The sequence below is a fragment of the Nocardioides sp. JQ2195 genome (assembly GCF_012272695.1).
In the GTDB taxonomy this organism is placed as follows: domain Bacteria; phylum Actinomycetota; class Actinomycetes; order Propionibacteriales; family Nocardioidaceae; genus Nocardioides.
The window spans coordinates 1,689,208-1,707,555 of the sequence record NZ_CP050902.1 but is presented as its reverse complement, the minus strand read 5'-3'; the positions used below and the strand labels follow the sequence as shown (position 1 = coordinate 1,707,555).

At 68.8% G+C, this 18,348-nt stretch carries 16 protein-coding genes; 8 read left to right on the top strand and 8 right to left on the bottom strand.

From position 1 onward, the window contains the following. Positions 1-17: 17 nt before the first annotated feature. Positions 18-797: an SDR family oxidoreductase gene (locus ncot_RS08100; protein WP_168617149.1), complete on the bottom strand. Its 780-nt coding sequence runs from the start codon at positions 795-797 to the stop codon at positions 18-20. Between the two features lie 69 nt (positions 798-866). On the opposite strand from ncot_RS08100, the gene ncot_RS08095 reads away from it, so the two are divergent. Then, positions 867-1,667: a sugar phosphate isomerase/epimerase family protein gene (locus tag ncot_RS08095; RefSeq protein ID WP_168617148.1), complete on the top strand. Its 801-nt coding sequence runs from the start codon at positions 867-869 to the stop codon at positions 1,665-1,667. 178 nt (positions 1,668-1,845) lie between these two features. Then, a complete protein-coding gene (locus ncot_RS08090) occupies positions 1,846-2,271 on the top strand; it encodes a universal stress protein (protein WP_168617147.1) in 426 nt (141 codons plus the stop codon). 75 nt (positions 2,272-2,346) lie between these two features. On the opposite strand, the gene ncot_RS08085 is transcribed toward ncot_RS08090, so the two are convergent. After that, complete coding sequence (locus ncot_RS08085; protein ID WP_168617146.1) at positions 2,347-3,915, bottom strand: ABC transporter substrate-binding protein; 1,569 nt, start codon at positions 3,913-3,915, stop codon at positions 2,347-2,349. A 260-nt stretch (positions 3,916-4,175) separates the two neighbouring features. Between ncot_RS08085 and ncot_RS08080 the strand changes: the two genes are divergently transcribed. The 4 genes from ncot_RS08080 to ncot_RS08065 all read left to right on the top strand — a co-directional run bounded on the left by ncot_RS08080 (position 4,176) and on the right by ncot_RS08065 (position 8,835). After that, positions 4,176-5,081, top strand: coding sequence for an SDR family NAD(P)-dependent oxidoreductase (locus ncot_RS08080; RefSeq protein WP_206065236.1), 906 nt, complete (start codon positions 4,176-4,178; stop codon positions 5,079-5,081). A 217-nt stretch (positions 5,082-5,298) separates the two neighbouring features. Then, on the top strand, positions 5,299-7,038 hold the full coding sequence (locus ncot_RS08075; protein ID WP_168617145.1) for an amidohydrolase family protein: 1,740 nt from the start codon (positions 5,299-5,301) through the stop codon (positions 7,036-7,038). Positions 7,039-7,062: 24 nt separating this feature from the next. Then, positions 7,063-8,151, top strand: a complete 1,089-nt coding sequence (locus tag ncot_RS08070) for a TauD/TfdA family dioxygenase (protein ID WP_168617144.1) — start codon at positions 7,063-7,065, stop codon at positions 8,149-8,151. 27 nt (positions 8,152-8,178) lie between these two features. Continuing rightward, positions 8,179-8,835: a TetR/AcrR family transcriptional regulator gene (locus ncot_RS08065; protein ID WP_168617143.1), complete on the top strand. Its 657-nt coding sequence runs from the start codon at positions 8,179-8,181 to the stop codon at positions 8,833-8,835. Here the strand turns inward: ncot_RS08065 and ncot_RS08060 are convergent. From ncot_RS08060 to ncot_RS08040, 5 genes are read right to left on the bottom strand one after another with little or no spacing between them, the layout of a single operon-like run. After that, entirely contained in the window at positions 8,819-9,805 is a 987-nt protein-coding gene (locus tag ncot_RS08060) for a transketolase C-terminal domain-containing protein (RefSeq protein ID WP_168617142.1), read from the bottom strand. The two genes, ncot_RS08065 and ncot_RS08060, sit on opposite strands and share 17 nt — an antisense overlap. Then, the gene (locus tag ncot_RS08055) at positions 9,802-10,695 is read right to left on the bottom strand and encodes a transketolase (protein WP_206065234.1); all 894 of its coding nucleotides are present in this window, start codon (positions 10,693-10,695) and stop codon (positions 9,802-9,804) included. Before ncot_RS08055 ends, ncot_RS08060 begins: the two co-directional genes overlap by 4 nt. Before the next feature lie 17 nt (positions 10,696-10,712). After that, positions 10,713-12,476 carry a thiamine pyrophosphate-requiring protein gene (locus ncot_RS08050; RefSeq protein ID WP_277345804.1) on the bottom strand — a complete coding sequence of 588 codons (1,764 nt, stop codon included), beginning with the start codon at positions 12,474-12,476 and terminating at the stop codon, positions 10,713-10,715. Next, positions 12,421-14,625 carry an arylsulfatase gene (locus ncot_RS08045; protein WP_168617140.1) on the bottom strand — a complete coding sequence of 735 codons (2,205 nt, stop codon included), beginning with the start codon at positions 14,623-14,625 and terminating at the stop codon, positions 12,421-12,423. The genes ncot_RS08050 and ncot_RS08045 overlap by 56 nt, the downstream gene beginning before the upstream one ends. Next, positions 14,622-15,392 carry an SDR family oxidoreductase gene (locus ncot_RS08040; protein WP_168617139.1) on the bottom strand — a complete coding sequence of 257 codons (771 nt, stop codon included), beginning with the start codon at positions 15,390-15,392 and terminating at the stop codon, positions 14,622-14,624. Before ncot_RS08040 ends, ncot_RS08045 begins: the two co-directional genes overlap by 4 nt. A gap of 291 nt (positions 15,393-15,683) precedes the next feature. On the opposite strand from ncot_RS08040, the gene ncot_RS08035 reads away from it, so the two are divergent. Then, positions 15,684-15,995: a hypothetical protein gene (locus ncot_RS08035; RefSeq protein WP_206065232.1), complete on the top strand. Its 312-nt coding sequence runs from the start codon at positions 15,684-15,686 to the stop codon at positions 15,993-15,995. Beyond that, positions 15,992-16,813, top strand: coding sequence for an SDR family NAD(P)-dependent oxidoreductase (locus ncot_RS08030; protein WP_168617138.1), 822 nt, complete (start codon positions 15,992-15,994; stop codon positions 16,811-16,813). The genes ncot_RS08035 and ncot_RS08030 overlap by 4 nt, the downstream gene beginning before the upstream one ends. Here ncot_RS08030 and ncot_RS08025 read toward each other — a convergent pair. Then, the gene (locus tag ncot_RS08025; RefSeq protein ID WP_168617137.1) at positions 16,801-18,276 is read right to left on the bottom strand and encodes an AMP-binding protein; all 1,476 of its coding nucleotides are present in this window, start codon (positions 18,274-18,276) and stop codon (positions 16,801-16,803) included. The genes ncot_RS08030 and ncot_RS08025 overlap by 13 nt on opposite strands. Positions 18,277-18,348 lie beyond the last annotated feature (72 nt).

The window sequence follows — 18,348 nt, the reverse complement described above, 5'->3', positions numbered from 1 at the left end:
GAGCGACGTCCGACAGGTCAGGCGTGCTGGGCGCTCACGGAGATGACCTCGCCGGTCAGGTACGACGAGTAGTCGCTGGCGAGGAACACGATCACGTTGGCGATCTCGGAAGGTTCACCGGCGCGGCCGAGCGGCTGCTGGGCAGCGAGCTGGTCCATCACACCGGGGGGCATCTTCGCGGCGAGGTCGTCGTGGGCAACCAAGGTCGGTGCCACGGCGTTGATGCGGATACCCGCACTGGCGGCCTCCAAGGCCGACGCACGGGTCAGCGCCATCACGCCGGCCTTCGCGGCGGCATAGTGTGCCATGCCGGGTGAGGCCTTCCAGCCCACCACCGACGCATTGTTGACGATGACGCCACCCTTGCGCGGCAGCATGAGTCGCAGCGCCGCGCGGGTGCAGCGGAAGGTGCCCTTGAGTGTCGTGTCCAGCACCGTGTCCCACTGCTCGTCGGTCATCTCCGCGACGGGTGCCACGCCGCCGACGGCCGCGTTGTTGACGAGCACATCGAGTCCGTCGAGCTGGTCGTCGGCCGCCGCGATCATGGCCTGGACCTCGGCCTCGATCGTGATGTCACAGCCGACGGTGACCGGCCGGGCCCCGACGAGCTTCTCCAGCTGATCAGCAGCAGACTCCAACTTCTCGGCGTTGCGGGCACTGATCGCGAGCCGTGCGCCTTCCTCGGCGCAGCGCAGTGCGGTCGCGAAGCCGATACCCGTTCCAGCCGCACCGGTGACGAGCACCGACCGGCCGGCGAGCAGGCCTCGCCCCGACCCTGTTGCGAAATCCTGTGACATCCCTATGACTCCTGTCGACGTGGTGGGTACACCGTAGCAACTCAACCAAGCGCTTGCTACTCTCATCCCATGGCCCTCACCAGCATCAGCACGATTGCGATGAGCACCTGGGACCTGCCCGACCTGCTCGCCGGCTCGGCCCGCCTCCCGGTGGACCGGGTGTCGATCGGGTCCAGGCAGCTCGCCGCATTCGGCTGGTCCGAGGCCGAGGTTGCCCTCGCCACGTCCGGGCTGCGGGTGGGGTCCATCGGGAGCGGCCTGACCACCCCGGCCTCCGTTGAGTCGGCCACCGGTACGGCGCAGTTGGAACTGGCTGAGCAGTCGATCGACTTCGCGTGCCGCATGGGCATTCCCGTGGTCACCCTCACCACCGGGCCGGCGGGCCAGCTGAGCTGGGAGGACGCGCTCGCCGCGGTCGGCGCACGACTGGCTCCCCTGGTCGCCCGGGCGGTCGACGCCGGCGTCACCCTGACGGTCGAGAACACCCACTCGCTGCGCAGTGACGTGTCGTTCCTGCACAGCCTGCGCGACGCCGTGGAAGCCGCACGCCATCTCGGGGTGGGTGTCTGCGCCGACCTCTACTGCTGCTGGGCCGAGCCGCACCTTGCTGCCACCGTGGCCGACGCACTCGACGTGATCAGGATCGTCCAGTACGGCGACTTCGTGCACGGCACGCTCGACCAGCCGAATCGCTGGGTGCCCGGTGACGGGGACCTCCCGCTCGAGCGACTCCTCCGCGACGTGGTGGAGGCCGGCTACACCGGCGTCCACGAGATCGAGATCCTCGGCCCGCGCATCGACGCCGAGGGCGTCGTGCAGGCACAGGTTCGCGCACTGGACTGGTTGAGGCGTCAGCTGGACAACGCCTGACGCCGGCCGCAGACCACGCGCCGGCACTTCTGGAACTTGCCCCGGACCAAGCACGGCAGGCGTGATCCTGGCCGGCGTCGGGGTGATCGCCCAGTCCTGCAGGATGGGACTTCGCCGCCGGAGGAGGGTCCGCAGGACTAGCGTCCCCGCTCCGAGCGACCTATCCGAGGAGCAGCACATGTCAGGTCTCATCGTCGTCGGAGTCGACGGCAGTCCCACCGCCACCAAGGCGGCCCAGACCGCGGCCGACCTGGCCGCGAGCACCGGTTCCCGGCTGCACGTGGTGTGCGCATTCGACCGTGACCGCGTGGCCGAGGTCGTCGGCGACGGAACCGACCACTGGCTGCTCTCGACGGCGGACCAGGCCGCGACCACGGCGCGAGACGTGGTCCAGTCCCTGGCCGTGGAAGGGCTGGAGGTGACCAGCACCTCCGCTGCAGGCAAGCCCGGCGAAGCGCTGGTCAACGAGGCCGAACGGCTCGGGGCGACGCTGATCGTGGTCGGCAACAGGCGCGTCCAGGGAATTTCCCGGGTCCTTGGCAGCGTCGCGGCGGCGGTGGCACACCATGCGCCCTGTGACGTCTACATCGTGAAGACCATCTGATCTCGCGAGGAAGCCCCTGACGTGCCGCTGGCCGGTCCACCTTCGCAGGTGGACCGGCCAGTGCTTCATCTGCGGCTACTTGGTCATGCTGAGGTAGCGCAGGTTGGCCACACCACCTGCAGCCGGGAGATCGTCGAGCCCCTTGACCTTGTGCGAGGCAGCCAATCCACCGACGCCCTGCAACAGCGGTGCGTAGAGCGCGTTGTCCGTCGCATACTGCACGGCCTCGGAGACCTTGGCTGCACGCTCATCGTCGCTGAGATTCGGGTCCTCGACACCCTGCATCAGCTTCGTCAGCTCCGGCGGGGTTCCGGCCGGGCTCCAGATGGGGTTGGCGAACAGGCGCTGCAGCCATGAGGAGCTGTCGATGGACGGCAGCGACATGTACATGAACTGGCCGGCGTAGTCACCCTGGGCGTACCCGGTGACCTGGGACAGGATGTCCATCGAGCGCAACTCGATCTTGATCCCGATGTCAGCCAGGTTGGCCTGCACGACCTCACCGATCTTGTCGATGTTGGCGCTGTTGTTGGTCAGGAACTCACCGGGAATCGTGAACCCGTCCGGATAGCCGGCCGAGGCCAGCAGGTCCTTCGCAGCCTCCGGGTCGAACTCGTACTGGCCCTCACGCGATTCCTCGAAGCCGGGCAGGCCCTTGGGCCACGGCTGGACGCGGGTCGCGTTGTTCGGCCCGAAGGCCGCGACGATTCCCTCACGGTCGATGGCCATGTTGATCGCCTGTCGCACCTTCACGTCGTCGAGCGGCTTGACCTTCGGGTTGAAGTACATGCCGACCAGGTTCAGCGCGGTGTCCAGGACGACGGTCTGGGCCTGTCCTTCGCTGACGACCGTCGGGTCACCGGTCAACGTGGTGAGGTCGATCTGACCACTCTTGAGCGCGTTGATCTTGGCATCGTCACCGGCGATCCGGTTGATGACCACCTTCGCCACGTTCCCGGTCTTCGGGTCCCACTTCGCGCCCTCGTCCGTGCGCCGGACGTAGACGGCCTGCTCACCGGGCTTGAAGGACTCGATCTTGTACGCGCCCGTCCCCACCGGCTTGCTGGCAAGATCGCCGGAGGAGAGCGCCTTCGGTGAGATCATGATGCCGCCGAGGTTGCTCGCGAGTGCTGCGAGGATCGCGGTCGTTGGCCGTTTCAGGTTCACCCTCACCGCGAGGTCCCCGGTGACCTCGACGCCCGCCACCGACTCCAGCGCCAGTTGCACCCCTGACTTGTCAGCAGCCAGGTAGCGGTCGAGATTGGCCTTCACGGCCTCCGCGTCAAAGGGAGTGCCGTCGCTGAAGGTCACCCCGTCACGCAGGGTGAGATCCAATGACTTCCCGCCCGCGGAGAACTCCCACTTCGTGGCCAGCATCGGCTCGTAGGTGGATTCCGCGCCGACGGTCAGCAAGGTGTCGTAGACCGGCCAGGTCGAGAAGGTCAACTGCCCGGGCTCCGCCGCATCGACCGGGTCCAAGGAGGCGGCCATGCCGTACATGATTCGCAGCGTGGCGTCGGGGTCGGCCTCGCCGGAGGCGGCTGCGTTGTCAACCCCACCGCACCCGGCCAGGAGCATGGCTCCGGCCACGACCGCGACAAGGGCTCCCTTCACCCTGCGAGTTGTTTTCTTCCCGACTCTCATGACTGTCCTCTCTCTGTTCCCCGAGCCACCGAATGTGGGTAAGAGGAAGGTAGGTTCCGGTGGCCGGTCAGGACGACGCGTCCCAGTGACCGGGAACGGACGACGAGCAGGCCCGGCCCCGCGGACCCATCCGTTGAGCGGGATCGTTCGGGGCGCCGTGCAATCGGTGAACTAGAACCGTTGCATGACGCCATCAACGGACATCCCGGCCGAACCACAGCACGCCACCGCCCCGGACTGCGGGAGCGAGGCTGCCTCCGATGACTTCGCAGTCCTGCGAAGCAGCGATGACTGACCCCCGGCAGGCCTTCGGTGGCCGGACCGCTGTCATCACCGGAGCCGGAGGAGGCATCGGTCGTGCCCTCTCCCTCCATGCGGCCGACCTCGGCATGCGCGTGGTCATCGCAGACCTGGACGCCGCGCGACTGGAGGAGGTGCGCCGCGAGCTGTCCGACGTCGGTGCGACCGTGCTGGCCGTGCCCACCGACGTGCGCGACGCCGATGCGGTGGACGCACTGGCGGGGGCGGCACACGCCGCGTTCGGCTCCGTGGAGCTCCTGGTCAACAACGCCGGCATCGAGTCCGTCGGCCGCATCTGGGAGACCTCCCCCGAGACCTGGCAGCGGATGCAGCGGGTCAACGCCGACGGCGTCTTCAACGGCATCCGATCATTCGTGCCCCGGATGGGCGCCAGTCCGCACCCGACGTACGTCGCGAACGTGGCCTCGGTCGCCGCCGTGACCAGCGGAACCATGAATGCGGCCTACTACGCCTCCAAGCACGCCGTCCTGGCGATGACCGAGTGCCTCTACCTGGAGGCCGGTGAACAGTTCCCACGGATGACCGTCTCGGCAGTGTGCCCGGCGGCGGTTCGGACCCGCATCTTCGAGGACGCACTGACCGACACGGCCGACCCGTCGTCCACCGACGAGGTCCTCGACACCATGCGCGGACACCTCCGCGAGGACGGCATCACCGCGGAGGTTGCGGCCGAGCGGATCCTTCAGGGTGTCGCGGACCGCCAGTTCTGGATCCCCACCCACCCCGAGCGGTTCGCGGAGCTCACGTCCAGGAGAGCGACGATGTTGAACCAGCTCACGCCACCGACGGCGAACGTGGCCAAGGAGATCCAGCAACGCGGCAACTCCCCCGCACCCACCGGGTGACCGCCGGTCGGCCGTCGCGTCCGCGCGGGTGCAGGCGTGGACGAGGGGTGAGGTCGAGGTCGCGTAGCGATCGCTTGGGTGCTGATCGCACATGTGCCGATACTCCTTCGTTGATTGAGCAAATGCTGGGTTGCAAACGCTTGCCGTTTTCTAGCCAAGTGGCTAAAGTCAGCTCGACGGGTCTTGCGACCGCAGGATCGTCGAAGGAGAGGCAGACATGACCGACTGGGATCTGGTGGTCCGCAACGGCACCGTCATCGACGGCTCCGGCAACCCCCCTCGACCGGCGGATGTCGCCGTGCGCGACGGCGTCATCGTCGAGGTCGGCACCGTCGTGGGCGCCGCCCGCGAGGAGATCGACGCCCGCGGCCAGCTGGTCACGCCGGGCTTCGTCGATGTGCACACCCACTACGACGGTCAGACGACGTGGGAGAACCGCTTGGTGCCGTCGACCAACCATGGAGTGACCACTGTCGTCATGGGCAACTGCGGGGTGGGGTTCGCGCCGTGCAGGCCCGAGGACCGCGACATCCTCATCAGGCTCATGGAGGGCGTCGAGGACATCCCCAACGTCGTGCTCAAGGAGGGCGTCGACTGGCAGTGGACCACCTACCCCGAATATCTCGACTTCCTCGACACGCGCGAGTTCGACGCCGACGTGTGCAGCTACGTCCCGCACGCTGCCCTGCGGACCTACGTCATGGGCGAGCGAGCCTATTCCCGCGCTCCTGCCACTGCCGATGAGATCCAGCAGATGGGCGACCTCCTCGAGGAGTCGATCCGCGCTGGCGCCTTCGGGTTCGGCACGTCGCAGACCATGTTCCACCGCTCCAGCGATGGCCAGCTCACCCCGACCCTGGCCGCGACCGAGGAAGAGTACGCAGGGCTGGCCGCCGCGCTCGATCGAGCCGGCACGGGCCTCATCCAGTTCGTCATCGAGTACGACGACGACTGGGAACAAGTGCTCGACATGGGCCTGCGCCAGGCCAAGGAGAACAACCGGCCCTTCAGCATGTCGCTGGTCCAGAGCCACGGCAACCCACGGATCTGGCGCACCATCCTGGACAAGTTCGACGCGCACAACGCCTCCGGCGGCACCGGCACGATGCAGATCCTGCCGCGGCCGTTGGGAGTGCTGCTGGGCCTCGAGCTGACCCTGAGCCCCTTCTACTCGACGCCCACCTATCTCGGACTTGCCGACCTGCCGTTGGCCGAGCGGGTCCGCGAGCTCCGTCGCCCCGAGATCAAGGAGCGCATCCTGGGCGAGGTGAACGACCCCGACCCCGACATGGAGATCGGGATGCGCGTGCGCGACTTCGACCAGCTCTACGAGATGGGCGCGGACTTCGACTACGAGCCGGCCAAGGACAGCAGCATCGGCGCGCAGGCCCGGCGCCTCGGCGTCTCCAGCGAGAGTCTCGCCTACGACAAGCTGCTCGACCAGGACGGGAGCAACATCCTCTACCTGGCCTTCTCGAACTTCGCTGACTTCACCCTCGAACCCTGCCGGGAGATGTTGCTCAACGATCATGCCGTCCCCGGCCTGGGCGACGGTGGTGCCCACCTCGGCGTCATCTGCGACGGCAGCATCTACACCCACCTGCTCGCCCACTGGGGCCGCGACCGCCACCAGGGCGAGCGGCTCGAGCTGCCCTACCTGATCCACCTGATGACCAAGCGCTCCGCCGAGATGCTCGGGCTGCACGACCGAGGCGTGATTGCGCCCGGCTACCGGGCCGACCTCAATGTCATCGACCACGACGGGGTCGGCCTGGGACGACCACGGGTGGTCCGCGACCTGCCCGCCGGCGGCCGGCGCCTGATGCAGGACGCGAGCGGCTACACCGCCACTGTCGTCCGCGGGACCGTCGTGACGCGGAACGGGCAGCACACCGGCGCCCTGCCGGGCCGCCTCGTCCGAGGTTCCCAACCCGCGCCCTCCCACGTCCCCGTCTGAACCCACCTACGACTGGAGAGACCCATGACTGACACGCTCAAGGCCGTCGGCGGCCGTTCTGCTTGGCTCGGCAGCACGCTGGACTACCGCACGGACGGCCTCTGGCAACTGTCCACGGACGAGCTGGCCGAGATCGACGCGGCCCTCACGATCCTCAAGGGCCACGGCGAGCTGGACCTGACCGAGATCACCCCGGACAGGTTCCCGTTGCCCCGGGTCGGCGACTTCCTCTCCCGCCTCCGCGACGAGCTCCGGGCCGGTCGCGGCTTCGTCCTGATTCGCGGGCTCTCTCGCGAGGCGTACAGCGATGACGACCTGGCCAGGATCTACTGCGGCCTCGGGGCCCACCTGGGTGAGGTCATTCCCCAGTCGGGCAACGGCGAGATCCTCGGGCACGTGCTGAACGTGGCCGACCTGTTCGACGAGCAGGTCCGCGGCTACCGGTCGGCACAGTCGATGAACATGCACTGCGACGGCCATGACGTCGTCTCACTGCTGTGCCTGCGCGCGGCGAAGGCCGGCGGGGCCAGCCGGATCGCCAGTGCCGCCGCGGTCCACGACCGCATGGTCGAGACCCATCCCGAGCTGGCCCGGGTGCTGTACACCGGCATGCCGGTGATGCGCGGGCAGATGGACGCCGAGCGCGGCGACGGCAAGATCGTCACGTCGGACAACGTCGCCCTGTTCACCAGGACCGATGGCGTGTTCAGCTCGTGCGTCCACGTCGCCCAGACCCGCGACGCCGCCCGGGCCGGACACTTCGACATCACCCCCGAACAGGAAGCCGCACTGGACCTGTTCTGCGAGCTCTCGGCCTCTCCCGAGTTCTACCTCGACATGGACATCGCTCCGGGCGACATCCAGTTCCTCAACAATCGACTGATCGTCCACGGCCGTACGCCGTACGAGGACCACCGCGACGTCAACCGGCGTCGCCACCTGATGCGGTTGTGGGTGAACATCCCGTCGTGGCCGCGTCGTCCGGCCAACCAGCAGGACGTCTACTCGATGGACGACCTGCCCCAGTGGGCCAGGTTCCGCACGCCGTTCATGGAGATGCCGGAGAAGTACATGGCAGAGGTCACCGCGAAGCAGCAACGGGCCACCGTGTGAGGCAGGCACCTCCACTAGGCTCGTGGGATGGCTGAATCCCCCTCCGGCAAGGCTGCGTCCGGCGAGGAGTCGCAGGCGCGCGCACGCGTGGTCCAGCGCCTCGTCGAGGCAGCTCGACCGCTCTTCGCCAGTCGCGGCCCGGCCGCGGTGTCGCTGCGGGAGGTGGCCCGGGCCGCCGACGTCAACTACGGCCTGATCTATCAGTACGTCGGCACGAAGGACGACCTCCTCAAGCTCGTCCTCCAGAGGTCCTCCGAGGACTATGCCGAGCGGTTCAGCCGGGCCGAGAGCACCGACGACGCGATCGGTCTCCTCATGCGCCCCAAGAGCTCGGAGTACGTGCGAATGGTGGCCCGCAGCATCCTCGAGGGCCGTGACCCGGCGGCGATCCTGGGCCGCTCCCCCGCCATGGCCGAGCTCAGCCGCCGGATCGCGGACGACGTCGTGGCCCCGGGGGACGAACACGTCGACTCCCGGGTGCAGGTGGCGGCGCTGACCAGCGCGGCACTGGGCTGGGGCCTGTTCGGATCATTCGTCAAGGACATCACGGGCCTCGACGACCAGTCCGACGAGGAGCTGACGCTGGCCGTCTACTCCCTCGTACGCCGGGGTGTCCTCGCTCCGTCGAGCGAGGACGCCCCCGAACCATCCGCCTCCGAAGGAACGACTACCCGCCCGTCGTGAGCAGCGCCTGCGCCTTCCGGGTCACGCCCTCGACCGTGATCCCGTAGTGGTCCAGCAGCTCGGCCGGAACCCCCACCTCGAGATCGGCGTCCGGCAGTGCGATGCTGCCCAGTCGAGTCGCGACGCCGTTGCGTCCGAGCACCTCGGCGACGGCGGCACCGAGCCCGCCGACCTCACTGTGCTCCTCGACGGTGAGGATCGCCCGGGTCGATGCGGCCGCTTCCAGGACGGCCGCCGCGTCGAACGGCTTGATGTACGCCGCGTCGAGGACTGCGACACTGATCCCCTGCTCCTGGAGTGCCTCAGCGGCTCCCAGTGCGCACCCGACGCCGGCACCGGTTCCGATGATGGTCAGGTCCGTGCCCTCACGCACCTGCACGAACCTGCCACGGGTCAGGTCCGGCACCGACGAGTAGACCGGCGCAGTGGCCTCGCTCACCCTGAGCAGCACCGGTCCCGCTGACTCGTGACTGGCCTCGAGCAAACCCAGCGTGGCGTGGTTGTCGGCCGGCGTCATCACCGTCAGGTTGGTGATGGAGCGGGCAATGGCAAGATCTTCCACGGCGTGGTGGCTGGCCCCGAAGTAGCCCATGGCCAGCCCCGACAGGCGGGTCACCAGCGTGACGGGCATCATCGTGGCAGCCAGGTCGGTGCGGATCTGCTCGGCGCACTTGATCATCCCGAAGGGCGCGAAGGCCACGACGTACGGTCGGAACCCGGAGGCGGCCAGGCCGGCCGCAACCGAGATCGTGTTCGTCTCGGCGATGCCCAGCTCGACGTACCGGCTGGGGTGGCGCTCGCGCAGCTCGGACAGCGCGGAGCCCAGGTCTGCGGAGATCACCACGACGTCGTCGTGGCGGTCGGCGAGCTCGGCCATGGCCCGACCGAGCAGGTTCAGTGATGACGCCTGGCCCTCGTCGGAGAACACGTCCTCCATGGCGGCCGACCGGTCCGTGGTGGTGCTGGTCATGCGGACACCTCCTGCATCCTCGCGCTGATCTCGGCGATCGCTTCATCTCGCTGTTCGGGGGTCAGGCAACCGACGTGCCATGCCCGTGGAGCCTCTTCCATCAGTGAGACCCCCTTGCCCTTCTGCGTGCGGGCCACGACGCACACCGGACGCCCGGACTCCGGTGCTGGCAGGTCGTCGAAGGTGGCCACCAGCGTCTCGACGTCGTGGCCGTCGAGCTCGATGACGTGCCAGCCGAACGCGGCGAACCGGTCGGCCAGTGGCTCGATGCTCATCAGCTCCGCGGTCGGACCGCTGCCGATGAAGCCGTTGGCGTCGACGATCGCGACCAGATTGCCCAGCTGGTAGTGACTTGCGGCCATGGCCGCCTCCCAGACCTGACCCTCGTTGATCTCGCCGTCACCGGTCAGCACGAACGTGCGGTGGTCGGAACCGCGCAGCCGGGCCGCCATCGCCATGCCGAGGCCGACGGAGAGGTTGTGACCCAGAGAGCCGGAGCTGAAGTCCACGCCGGCCGCCTTGCGCATGTCCGGGTGATCACCCAGGTTGCTTCCGATGTAGCCGAAGGTGTCCAGGTCCTCACGAGGGAAGTAGCCGAGGTCACTCAGGATCGGCCACAGGCCGACTGCCGCATGCCCCTTGCCCAGCAGGAAGCGGTCGCGGTCCGCCCAGTCAGGAGCAGAGGGGTCCAGGCGCATCGACCGGTAGTAGAGGACGGAGAGGATCTCCGCGCACGAGAACGTGCTGGAGTAGTGGCCCAGGCCGGCCTTGTCGATCATGTTGATCACCTCGATCCGCAGCCAGTCGGCGCGGACCCGGAGATCCTGCACGGAGGTGGGTCGGGCCCTGTCCAGCCTTGTGGTGGGGCCTGCCATGGGTGCGGTCGTCATGTGGTCGAGTCCTTGTCTCATCGGAAGTTGTCCGGCACGGGCGACATGTAGGAGTCGCCGCCGTGGGTGGAGACCCGCAGCTCCCGGGAGGTGATGAACTCCAGGAGCACGGGACGACCGGCCTCGGTCTGCTCGATGCCCCGCTTGATCGCATCGGCGATGTCGGCGGGGTCGGTGACCTTCTCGGCGTACAGGCCCAGGGACTTGGCCATCGCCGTGTAGTCGCCCGAGATCTCCATGGTCTGGTACTTCGACTGCGACAACCCCATCGCGTTGGTCTCCATCGCCATGTAGGAGTTGTTGAACAGGATCGAGAGCACCGGAAGCCGCTCGCGGACACAGGTCTCGAGCTCGAGGCCGGTGAATCCGATGGCCGCGTCGCCCCACAGGTTCACGCACAACTTCTCGGGGTGCACGAGCTTCGCACCCATCACCAGGCCGAGTCCGTAGCCGAGCTGGGTGGTCTTGCCCCAGCCGAGGTAGCTCAGCGGCGTGGTGCTCTTCCAGAACGGGGAGAGCTGGTCCCGCGGCGAGCCGGCATCGTGCGTGATGATCGTGTTCGCCGGATCCGTCGCCGCGATCAGCTCCCAGATCACCCGGTACGCCGTCATCGGGTTCTCGTCCGAGGTCAGGATCGGCATCCACTCGGCGATCCAGTCGTCGTACACGTCCTTGATCTCGGCCACGACGGACGTCGCGTCCCTCTCACCTTCGACCAGCGCGTCGACGGCGGCCAGCAGCGCATCCAGCGTGAGTGCCGCGTCGCCGATCAACCCGACGTCAGCCTGCACCACGGTGTCGAGGTGCGACGGGTCGAGGGTGGCGTGGATGACGGTCTTGCCGGTGGGCATCGCGGTGGCGAAGTCGGACGGCGTGAAGCTGCAGCCGACACCGAGGATCAGGTCCGACTCCGTGAGGAAGTGGTGCACCGTGCGCGGCACGGCCCGGCCACACGATCCTAGCGACAGCGGGTGGTCCTCGGGGAACGCGCTCTTGCCCTGGAGGCTGGTGGTCACCGGGATCGCAAGCTTCTCCGCCAGCTGCTTCAGCTGCGGCCACGCCTCGGCGTAGTGCACGCCCTGGCCGGCGTAGATGACGGGCCGCTCGGCAGCCACGATCAGCTCCGCCGCGCGTCGTACGGCCTCAGGATCGGGGCCCGAACGGGTGGTGATCACCGGTCGGTAGTCCAGCGGCACCGTCACGTCCTCGAACCACATGTCGCGCGGAATCTCGACGACCACCGGTCCCCCACGGCCGTTGCGCAGCCGGCTGAACGCACGCCGGAAGACGGCGGCGACCTGGTTGGCGTCGTTGAGCGGCTCGACCGACTTGGCGATCGAGCGCAGGCTGATCGTGGAGTTGAAGTTCGGCGCGATGTGCGCCTCGTCGCGGCGATAGCCCATCGGCAGCACCAGGATCGGCACCGACTCCCCGTAGGCCTGTGCGACGGCACCCATGCCGTTCTCGATGCCCGGTCCGTGCTGGGTTGCGTACACCCCGATCTGCTTGCCACTGGTCACACGCGAGATCGCGTCGGCCATGTGCCCACCCGTGCGCTCGGCCCGCGCAATGACGGGTCGGATGTCGGCGTCGGCGGCGTACTCGAACACGTAGTTCAGCGGGTAGCCGCACACCATCTCGATGCCTTCGGCCCTGAGGATCTCGGCGATCGCCGCACCCAGTTTCATCGTTCCTGCCTTCGTGGTTGAGCTGTGAGGTTCTTCGTCATTCGTGGACTCGTGCCAGGTCGGAGTCGTCGGGCTCGAGGAGGCCGGCAGCACCACTCTCGACGTCCACCCGTTGCAGCACCCCCGGCTCCATGGCGTACGGCGGTGCGTAGCCGTCGTCGACCGGGAACCCCGCGTCGAAGCCGATGCGCAGGCCCGGACCGCCGATCTGCCAACGCACGGGCAGGGGTCCGTCGACGTCCAGCTCGACCGCGTCCTCGCCCGGCTGGTGGAGTGCGAACGTGCCGCCACCCTCACGGAGCCGGTAGGTGAGCCGGACCTCCTGTCGCCCCGGGGCGAGCGGCACGGCGGACCGGGTGCGGTGGCCGACTCCGGCGTAGTTGGCGGAGACCAGCATGTGCCCGTCCCGCAGGTACCACGCCAAGCCCTGGGTCCAGTCGCCGATGGCGGCAATGATGCCGTTCGACGGCTCGTCGGGCACCTCGAGGTGCGCGGTCATCGTGAACCCCTCGGTGAGCACGGGGTGCATGAACTCCGACACCGCACCAGGGCCGGGGCGGTAGGACATCCGCGCCGGCTGACGGTGCCCGGCCGGTCGCTCCATCTGGGGTCGGCCGGTGTAGCCGTCGTTGAGTGGCAGCACCTGGTTGCGACCCGCCTCGGTCCACCACATCTGGACCATCTCGCGGACCAGCTCGGGGTGGCTCGCGGACAGGTCCGTGGTCTCCGCGTAGTCCGTGTCGAGGTGGAACAACGCCCAGTGGTCCTCGTCGTACTCATGGCTTCCCGGGATCAGCTCCCGCTCGAGAAGGGGCGTCGGGCCGACGTGGTCCGTACGGATCTTCCAACCGCGGTGATAGAGCGACCGTGAGCCGGCGCACTCGAAGTACTGCGTCTCGCGCGGTGCGGCCACCTCCGGAGCGAGGAACGAGTCGAGGATGCTGGCGCCGTCGAGCGACATCTGCTCGACACCGTTGAGCCGCTCCGGCACCGGCACACCTGCCGCCTCCAGCACGGTCGGCATCAGGTCGGAGACGTGACAGAACTGGTCGCGCACCTCCCCCGGCGTGCCCACGCCGTCGGGCCAGTGCACGATCAGCGGGGTGCGTACGCCGCCCAGCGCTGTGAATCGCTTCCAGAGCCAGAACGGGGTGTTGCCCGCCCAGGCCCAGGGCCAGGCGTACTGCATGTAGGAGTGGTCGCCGGCCATCTCGTCGAGGTTGGCGAAGGTGAGCTCGCGGTTGGCCGCCCGGTCGCGGTGCAGGCCGTGGTAGTTGAAGGAGCCGTCGGGGCCCCCTTCAGCACTCGTGCCGTTGTCCGAGATCAGCATCACGATGGTGTTGTCCAGCGTGTCGGTCTCGCGGAGATGGTCGATGAGCCGGCCGATCTGGGCGTCCGTGTAGCTCAGGTACGCCGCGAAGATCTCCATGCTTCGTGCCGTGACCCGACGCTCCCCCTCACTCAGCTCCTCCCACGGACGGACCCACGGAGGTCGCGGTGTCGCATCGGCGTCCTCGGGAACGACCCCGAGCTCCTTCTGGCGCGTCACGATCGCGTCGCGCCACTCGTCCCAGCCCTGGTCGAAGGCGCCCTCGTAACGGCGTACCCACTCCTCGGGCGCCTGGATCGGCGCGTGCATGGCACTCGCGGCGTAGTAGAGGAAGAAGGGGCGCTCAGGGGTGTTCTGCTGCTGGTCCCGGATGAACCCGATCGCCTCATCGGTGAGGTCCTCCATGAGGTGGTAGCCCTCATCAGGGGTCCGCGGCTGGGGGACGTAGGAGTTGTCCCGCACGAGCGTGGGGGTGCGCTGGCTGGTCTCGGCGCTGAGGAACCCGTAGTAGCGCTCGAAGCCGAGGCCGAGTGGCCACCGGTCGTAGGGGCCGGCCGGATTGACCTCCCAGCGCGGGGCGAGATGCCACTTGCCCGCGGCGAACGTGCTGTAGCCGGCCTGCTTGAGCACCGCCGGCAGGGTTCCCGCGGCAGGCGGGATGGCGCAGGTGTATCCCGGATCAGGTGTGGGGATGTCCGTCAGGTAGCCCATGCCGACCCGGTGGTGATTGCGACCGGTCAGCAGGGACGCGCGGGTCGGCGAGCACAGGGCCGTCACGTGGAACCTGTTGTAGCGCAGGCCGTCCCCGGCCAGGCGGTCGATGTTCGGGGTGCTGATGTCCGAGCCGAAGCACCCCAGCTGGGCGAAGCCGGTGTCGTCGAGGACGATCATCACCACGTTGGGACGCGTCATGCCAGCGCCGCCATCGCATCGTTGGCCAGCACGCCACCGTCGACGTTGATCGTCGCGCCGGTGACGAAGCTCGCCTCGTCGCTGAGGAGGAAGCGCACCACGGCGGCGACCTCGTGCGGCTGCCCCACCTGCTTGAGCATGGTCAGGGCGGACATGTTCGCGGCTCGACGTTCGTCGGCGAGGCTGCGCTTGAGCATGGGGGTGGCGATGTAGCCGGGGCAGACGGTGTTGACACGCACCCCGTCCGGGCCCAACTGGGCCGCCAGCGATCTGGTCAGGCTCAGCACGCCGCCCTTGGAGGCCGTGTACGCCGGGATCGCGCCCTGCCCGATCGTGGCGTTGATCGAGCCGATGGCCACCACTGCCGACCCCGGCTGCGCCCGGAAGTCGTCGGCGAGGGCCGCCACCAGGAATCCGTACGCCGTCAGGTTGACGTCGATCACCCGCTGCCAACCCTCGATGGTCAGGTCCGTCATCGGCGTCGAGTCGACGACCCCGGCACAGTTCACCAGGCCGCCGAGAGGTCCGACCACGGAGCGGGCCTGTGCCAGTGCTTGGTCGAAACCCTCGACCCGACGGACGTCGACCGCCTGTCCGCACGTGGTCACGCCGTACTTCTCACCCAAGGCCTCCGCAGCCGCGGTGACTGCCTCGTGGTCGAGGTCCCACAGGACCACCGGCCGGCCCGACTCGGCCAGTGCCGACGCACAGGCCTCACCGATCCCAGAAGCGGCGCCGGTGACGAGCACGGGCGTCGTGGTGGTCATCGGTCGAGCCCTTCATGAGCGGTCCGAGAATCTACGGGCAGGGAGGGCACGGGAACCTCTTCTCAGCAGCCGCACGCGAGTGCGGGAACGGTCGGTTCGACCCTAGGGAGCGGACCCGTCCGACCCTGAAGCATCCCAGTCAGCGGGAGCCTGACAGCCCGACCCCGGCGGCCGGACCGGAAGCCGGGCCCGCACGGCACTCGAGCCTCTCAGCCAGCGGGAGTCACACGGACAGGACTGGTCGTTGGCGAAAGACTGCCCCCGACACCCCCGAAGACACCAGGAGTCCTCATGAGCGAGCCCGTGGCGGTCCGACCGGACGTCCGACTGGACGACAGTCCGATGCAGCCGGTGACGTGCACGAGGTGCAGCGCCAGGGTCGAGGCCCGCAAGAGCAGCTGGGAGCAGACCACCATCCAGTGGAGTGCCGCGGCGATCACCGCCTGCCAGGAGCGACGGGAGAACCCCGGGGCCTCGGACGGCGTCGGGTTCGCAGGCTGCTCCAGCCTCGCAGAGTCGATCCGGGAGGCAGCCGTGAGCGGCAGCCTCCCGGTCCAGTCCGGCGACCCCCTGCCCGTCAACGACGAAGCAGCTCACCCGTGACCGACCTGACCACCTACGGCCCCTGGGCCGTCATCGCCGGCGGGTCCGAGGGAGTGGGCGCATCGTTCGCGACCCAGCTCGCCGAGGCCGGCATCAACCTGGTTCTGCTCGCTCGCAAGCCCGGGCCCTTGGAGGAGACCGCGGCTGCCGCGCGCGCGAAGGGGGTCGAGGTCCGCACCCTGTCGGTCGACCTCATCAGTCCGGACGCCTTGGCACGGATTCGGACGATCACCGACGATCTCGAGGTCGGCCTCCTGATCTACAACGCCGGCTCGAACACCTACGGCCACGAGTTCGTCAGCGGCGACCTGGCGGCGTTCGGTGCGGTGATCGACCTGAACATCACCGCCCAGCTGGTGCTGGTGCAGCACTTCGGCGCGGCCATGAAGGACCGCGGCCGCGGCGGGATCCTGCTGGTCGGATCGATGTCGGGCTACATGGGCGCTCCCCAGATCGGGATCTACGCGGCCGCCAAGGCATTCGGCCGGATCTTCGCCGAAGGCCTGTGGCTGGAGATGCGCGAGCACGGCGTGGACGTCCTCGAGCTGGTCCTCGGCGCGACCCGTACGCCGGCGATGGCACGGGCAGGGCTCAACTTCGACATCCCCGGCCTGCACGTCTCCGATCCGGAGGTCGTCGCTCGGGAGGGCCTGGACCATCTCGCGGACGGTCCGATCCGTCTCGCCGACGGCAACGGCCGCAACCTCGCCAAGCGCAATGACCTCGACCGCGCCCCGATGCTGATCGCCGCCGCCGAGGCGTCGAAGCGGATGCTCCCCCAGTCCGGGGCTCGACCCCGACCCGATCAGGACGGCTGATCAGCCCGATCTCCTTGTGGCTCCAGGTGCGCGAGCACGAGCTCGCGGGCGGCCGCGCGTGAGAGCTTGCCGGTTGACGTGGTCGGCAACGCATCGACCGCCATCAGGACGGTCGGGACCTTGTAGTCGGCCAAGCGGTCGCGGCAGTGCTCCCGGAGCGCCGCCGGATCGATGACCCGACCGCCGGCCGGAACGACGCATCCCACCAGGCGCTCACCGCTGCGCGCGTCGGGCAGCCCCACGACGATCGCGTCCTCCACGTCGAGGCCCTCCCGCAGGACGTCCTCGACCTCACCCGGACGGATGTTGAACCCGCTCACCATGAGGGTGTCGCTCAACCGGGAAAGGATGCACAGCTCGCCGGAGGCGGACAATCGACCGAGGTCGCCCGTGTGCAGCCAGCCGTCCGGGCCGGGCACCACACTGGCACCCCGGACCAGGACCTCGCCGTGGCCGCCGGGCGGCACGTCGGCCCCGTCGTGGTCGACGATGCGCAGGTCCAGGCCGGGCATCGGGGTCATCAACGGGGTCGCGCCGACGACGTCGGTCACGTCGCCGAACGCGATCGTGCCGTAGGCCTCCGTCATTCCGTAGCCGACGTACCGACGCTCCACCCCGAGCAGGTCGCAGGTCTGGTGGAACCGCTCGAGTGAGACCTCGGCGCCACCGGTCAGCGCCATCCGGCACACCGGTCCGAGCCGACGGCCGTCCACCCGGAGGTCGTGGAACACCGTCGGCGGCGCGAACAGCGCGGTGATGCCCTCGTCCCGGACGGTCTGTGCGATCAGGGTCCGGTCGTAGCGGCCCACGAGGCGTACCGATGCCCCGGCCAGCAAGGCATCGAGCAACACCCCGAACAATCCGAAGCCGTGTGCCAGCGGTGCCACGCCGAGCAGGACGTCGTCCGGGGTGAGCCCGAGCCGGGGGGTGAGTGCGGTGTAGAGGTCGAGCAGCGCGCCGTGTCGCATCGGCACAGACGTCGCCTGTCCGGTGGTTCCCGAGGTCTGCAGCACGACCGCGGTGTCGCTCGGGAGGACGGACGGCAAGCTCACCCCGGGGCCTTCGGTGGCAGGGACGAGCCGGTCCGGCGCAATCACCGGGACCCCGGCGTGCGACCAGACGGTGGGGTCACCGATCACCGCCGCTGGTGCATGCGTGCCGGTCACCCGCACTCGTTCGTCCGGCCCGGCCCGGTGGTTGACCGGGGCGCACACAGCGCCGGCGAGCAGCGTGCTGAAGCAGGCGATCACCCAGTCCACCGAGTTCGGAGCGCTGAGCAGCACCCGGTCACCGGGACGGACCCCGAGCGCGATCAGGGACCGGGCCGCGCGGAGCGCTGCGGCAGCCAACTGAGCGTAGGAGACCGCGCGGTGGTCGTCGACGATCGCGACGGCAGGGCCGTGACGGTCTGCCTGGTGCAGGCAGAGGTCGACGAGGGTCGCCGGTGGCCGGGCCGTTGCCATGCGCCCCATTCGACCACCCCACGTTCCCGGGGTCCCAGCCCGTCCCATTGACCGGTCGCTGTCACGGGGTCG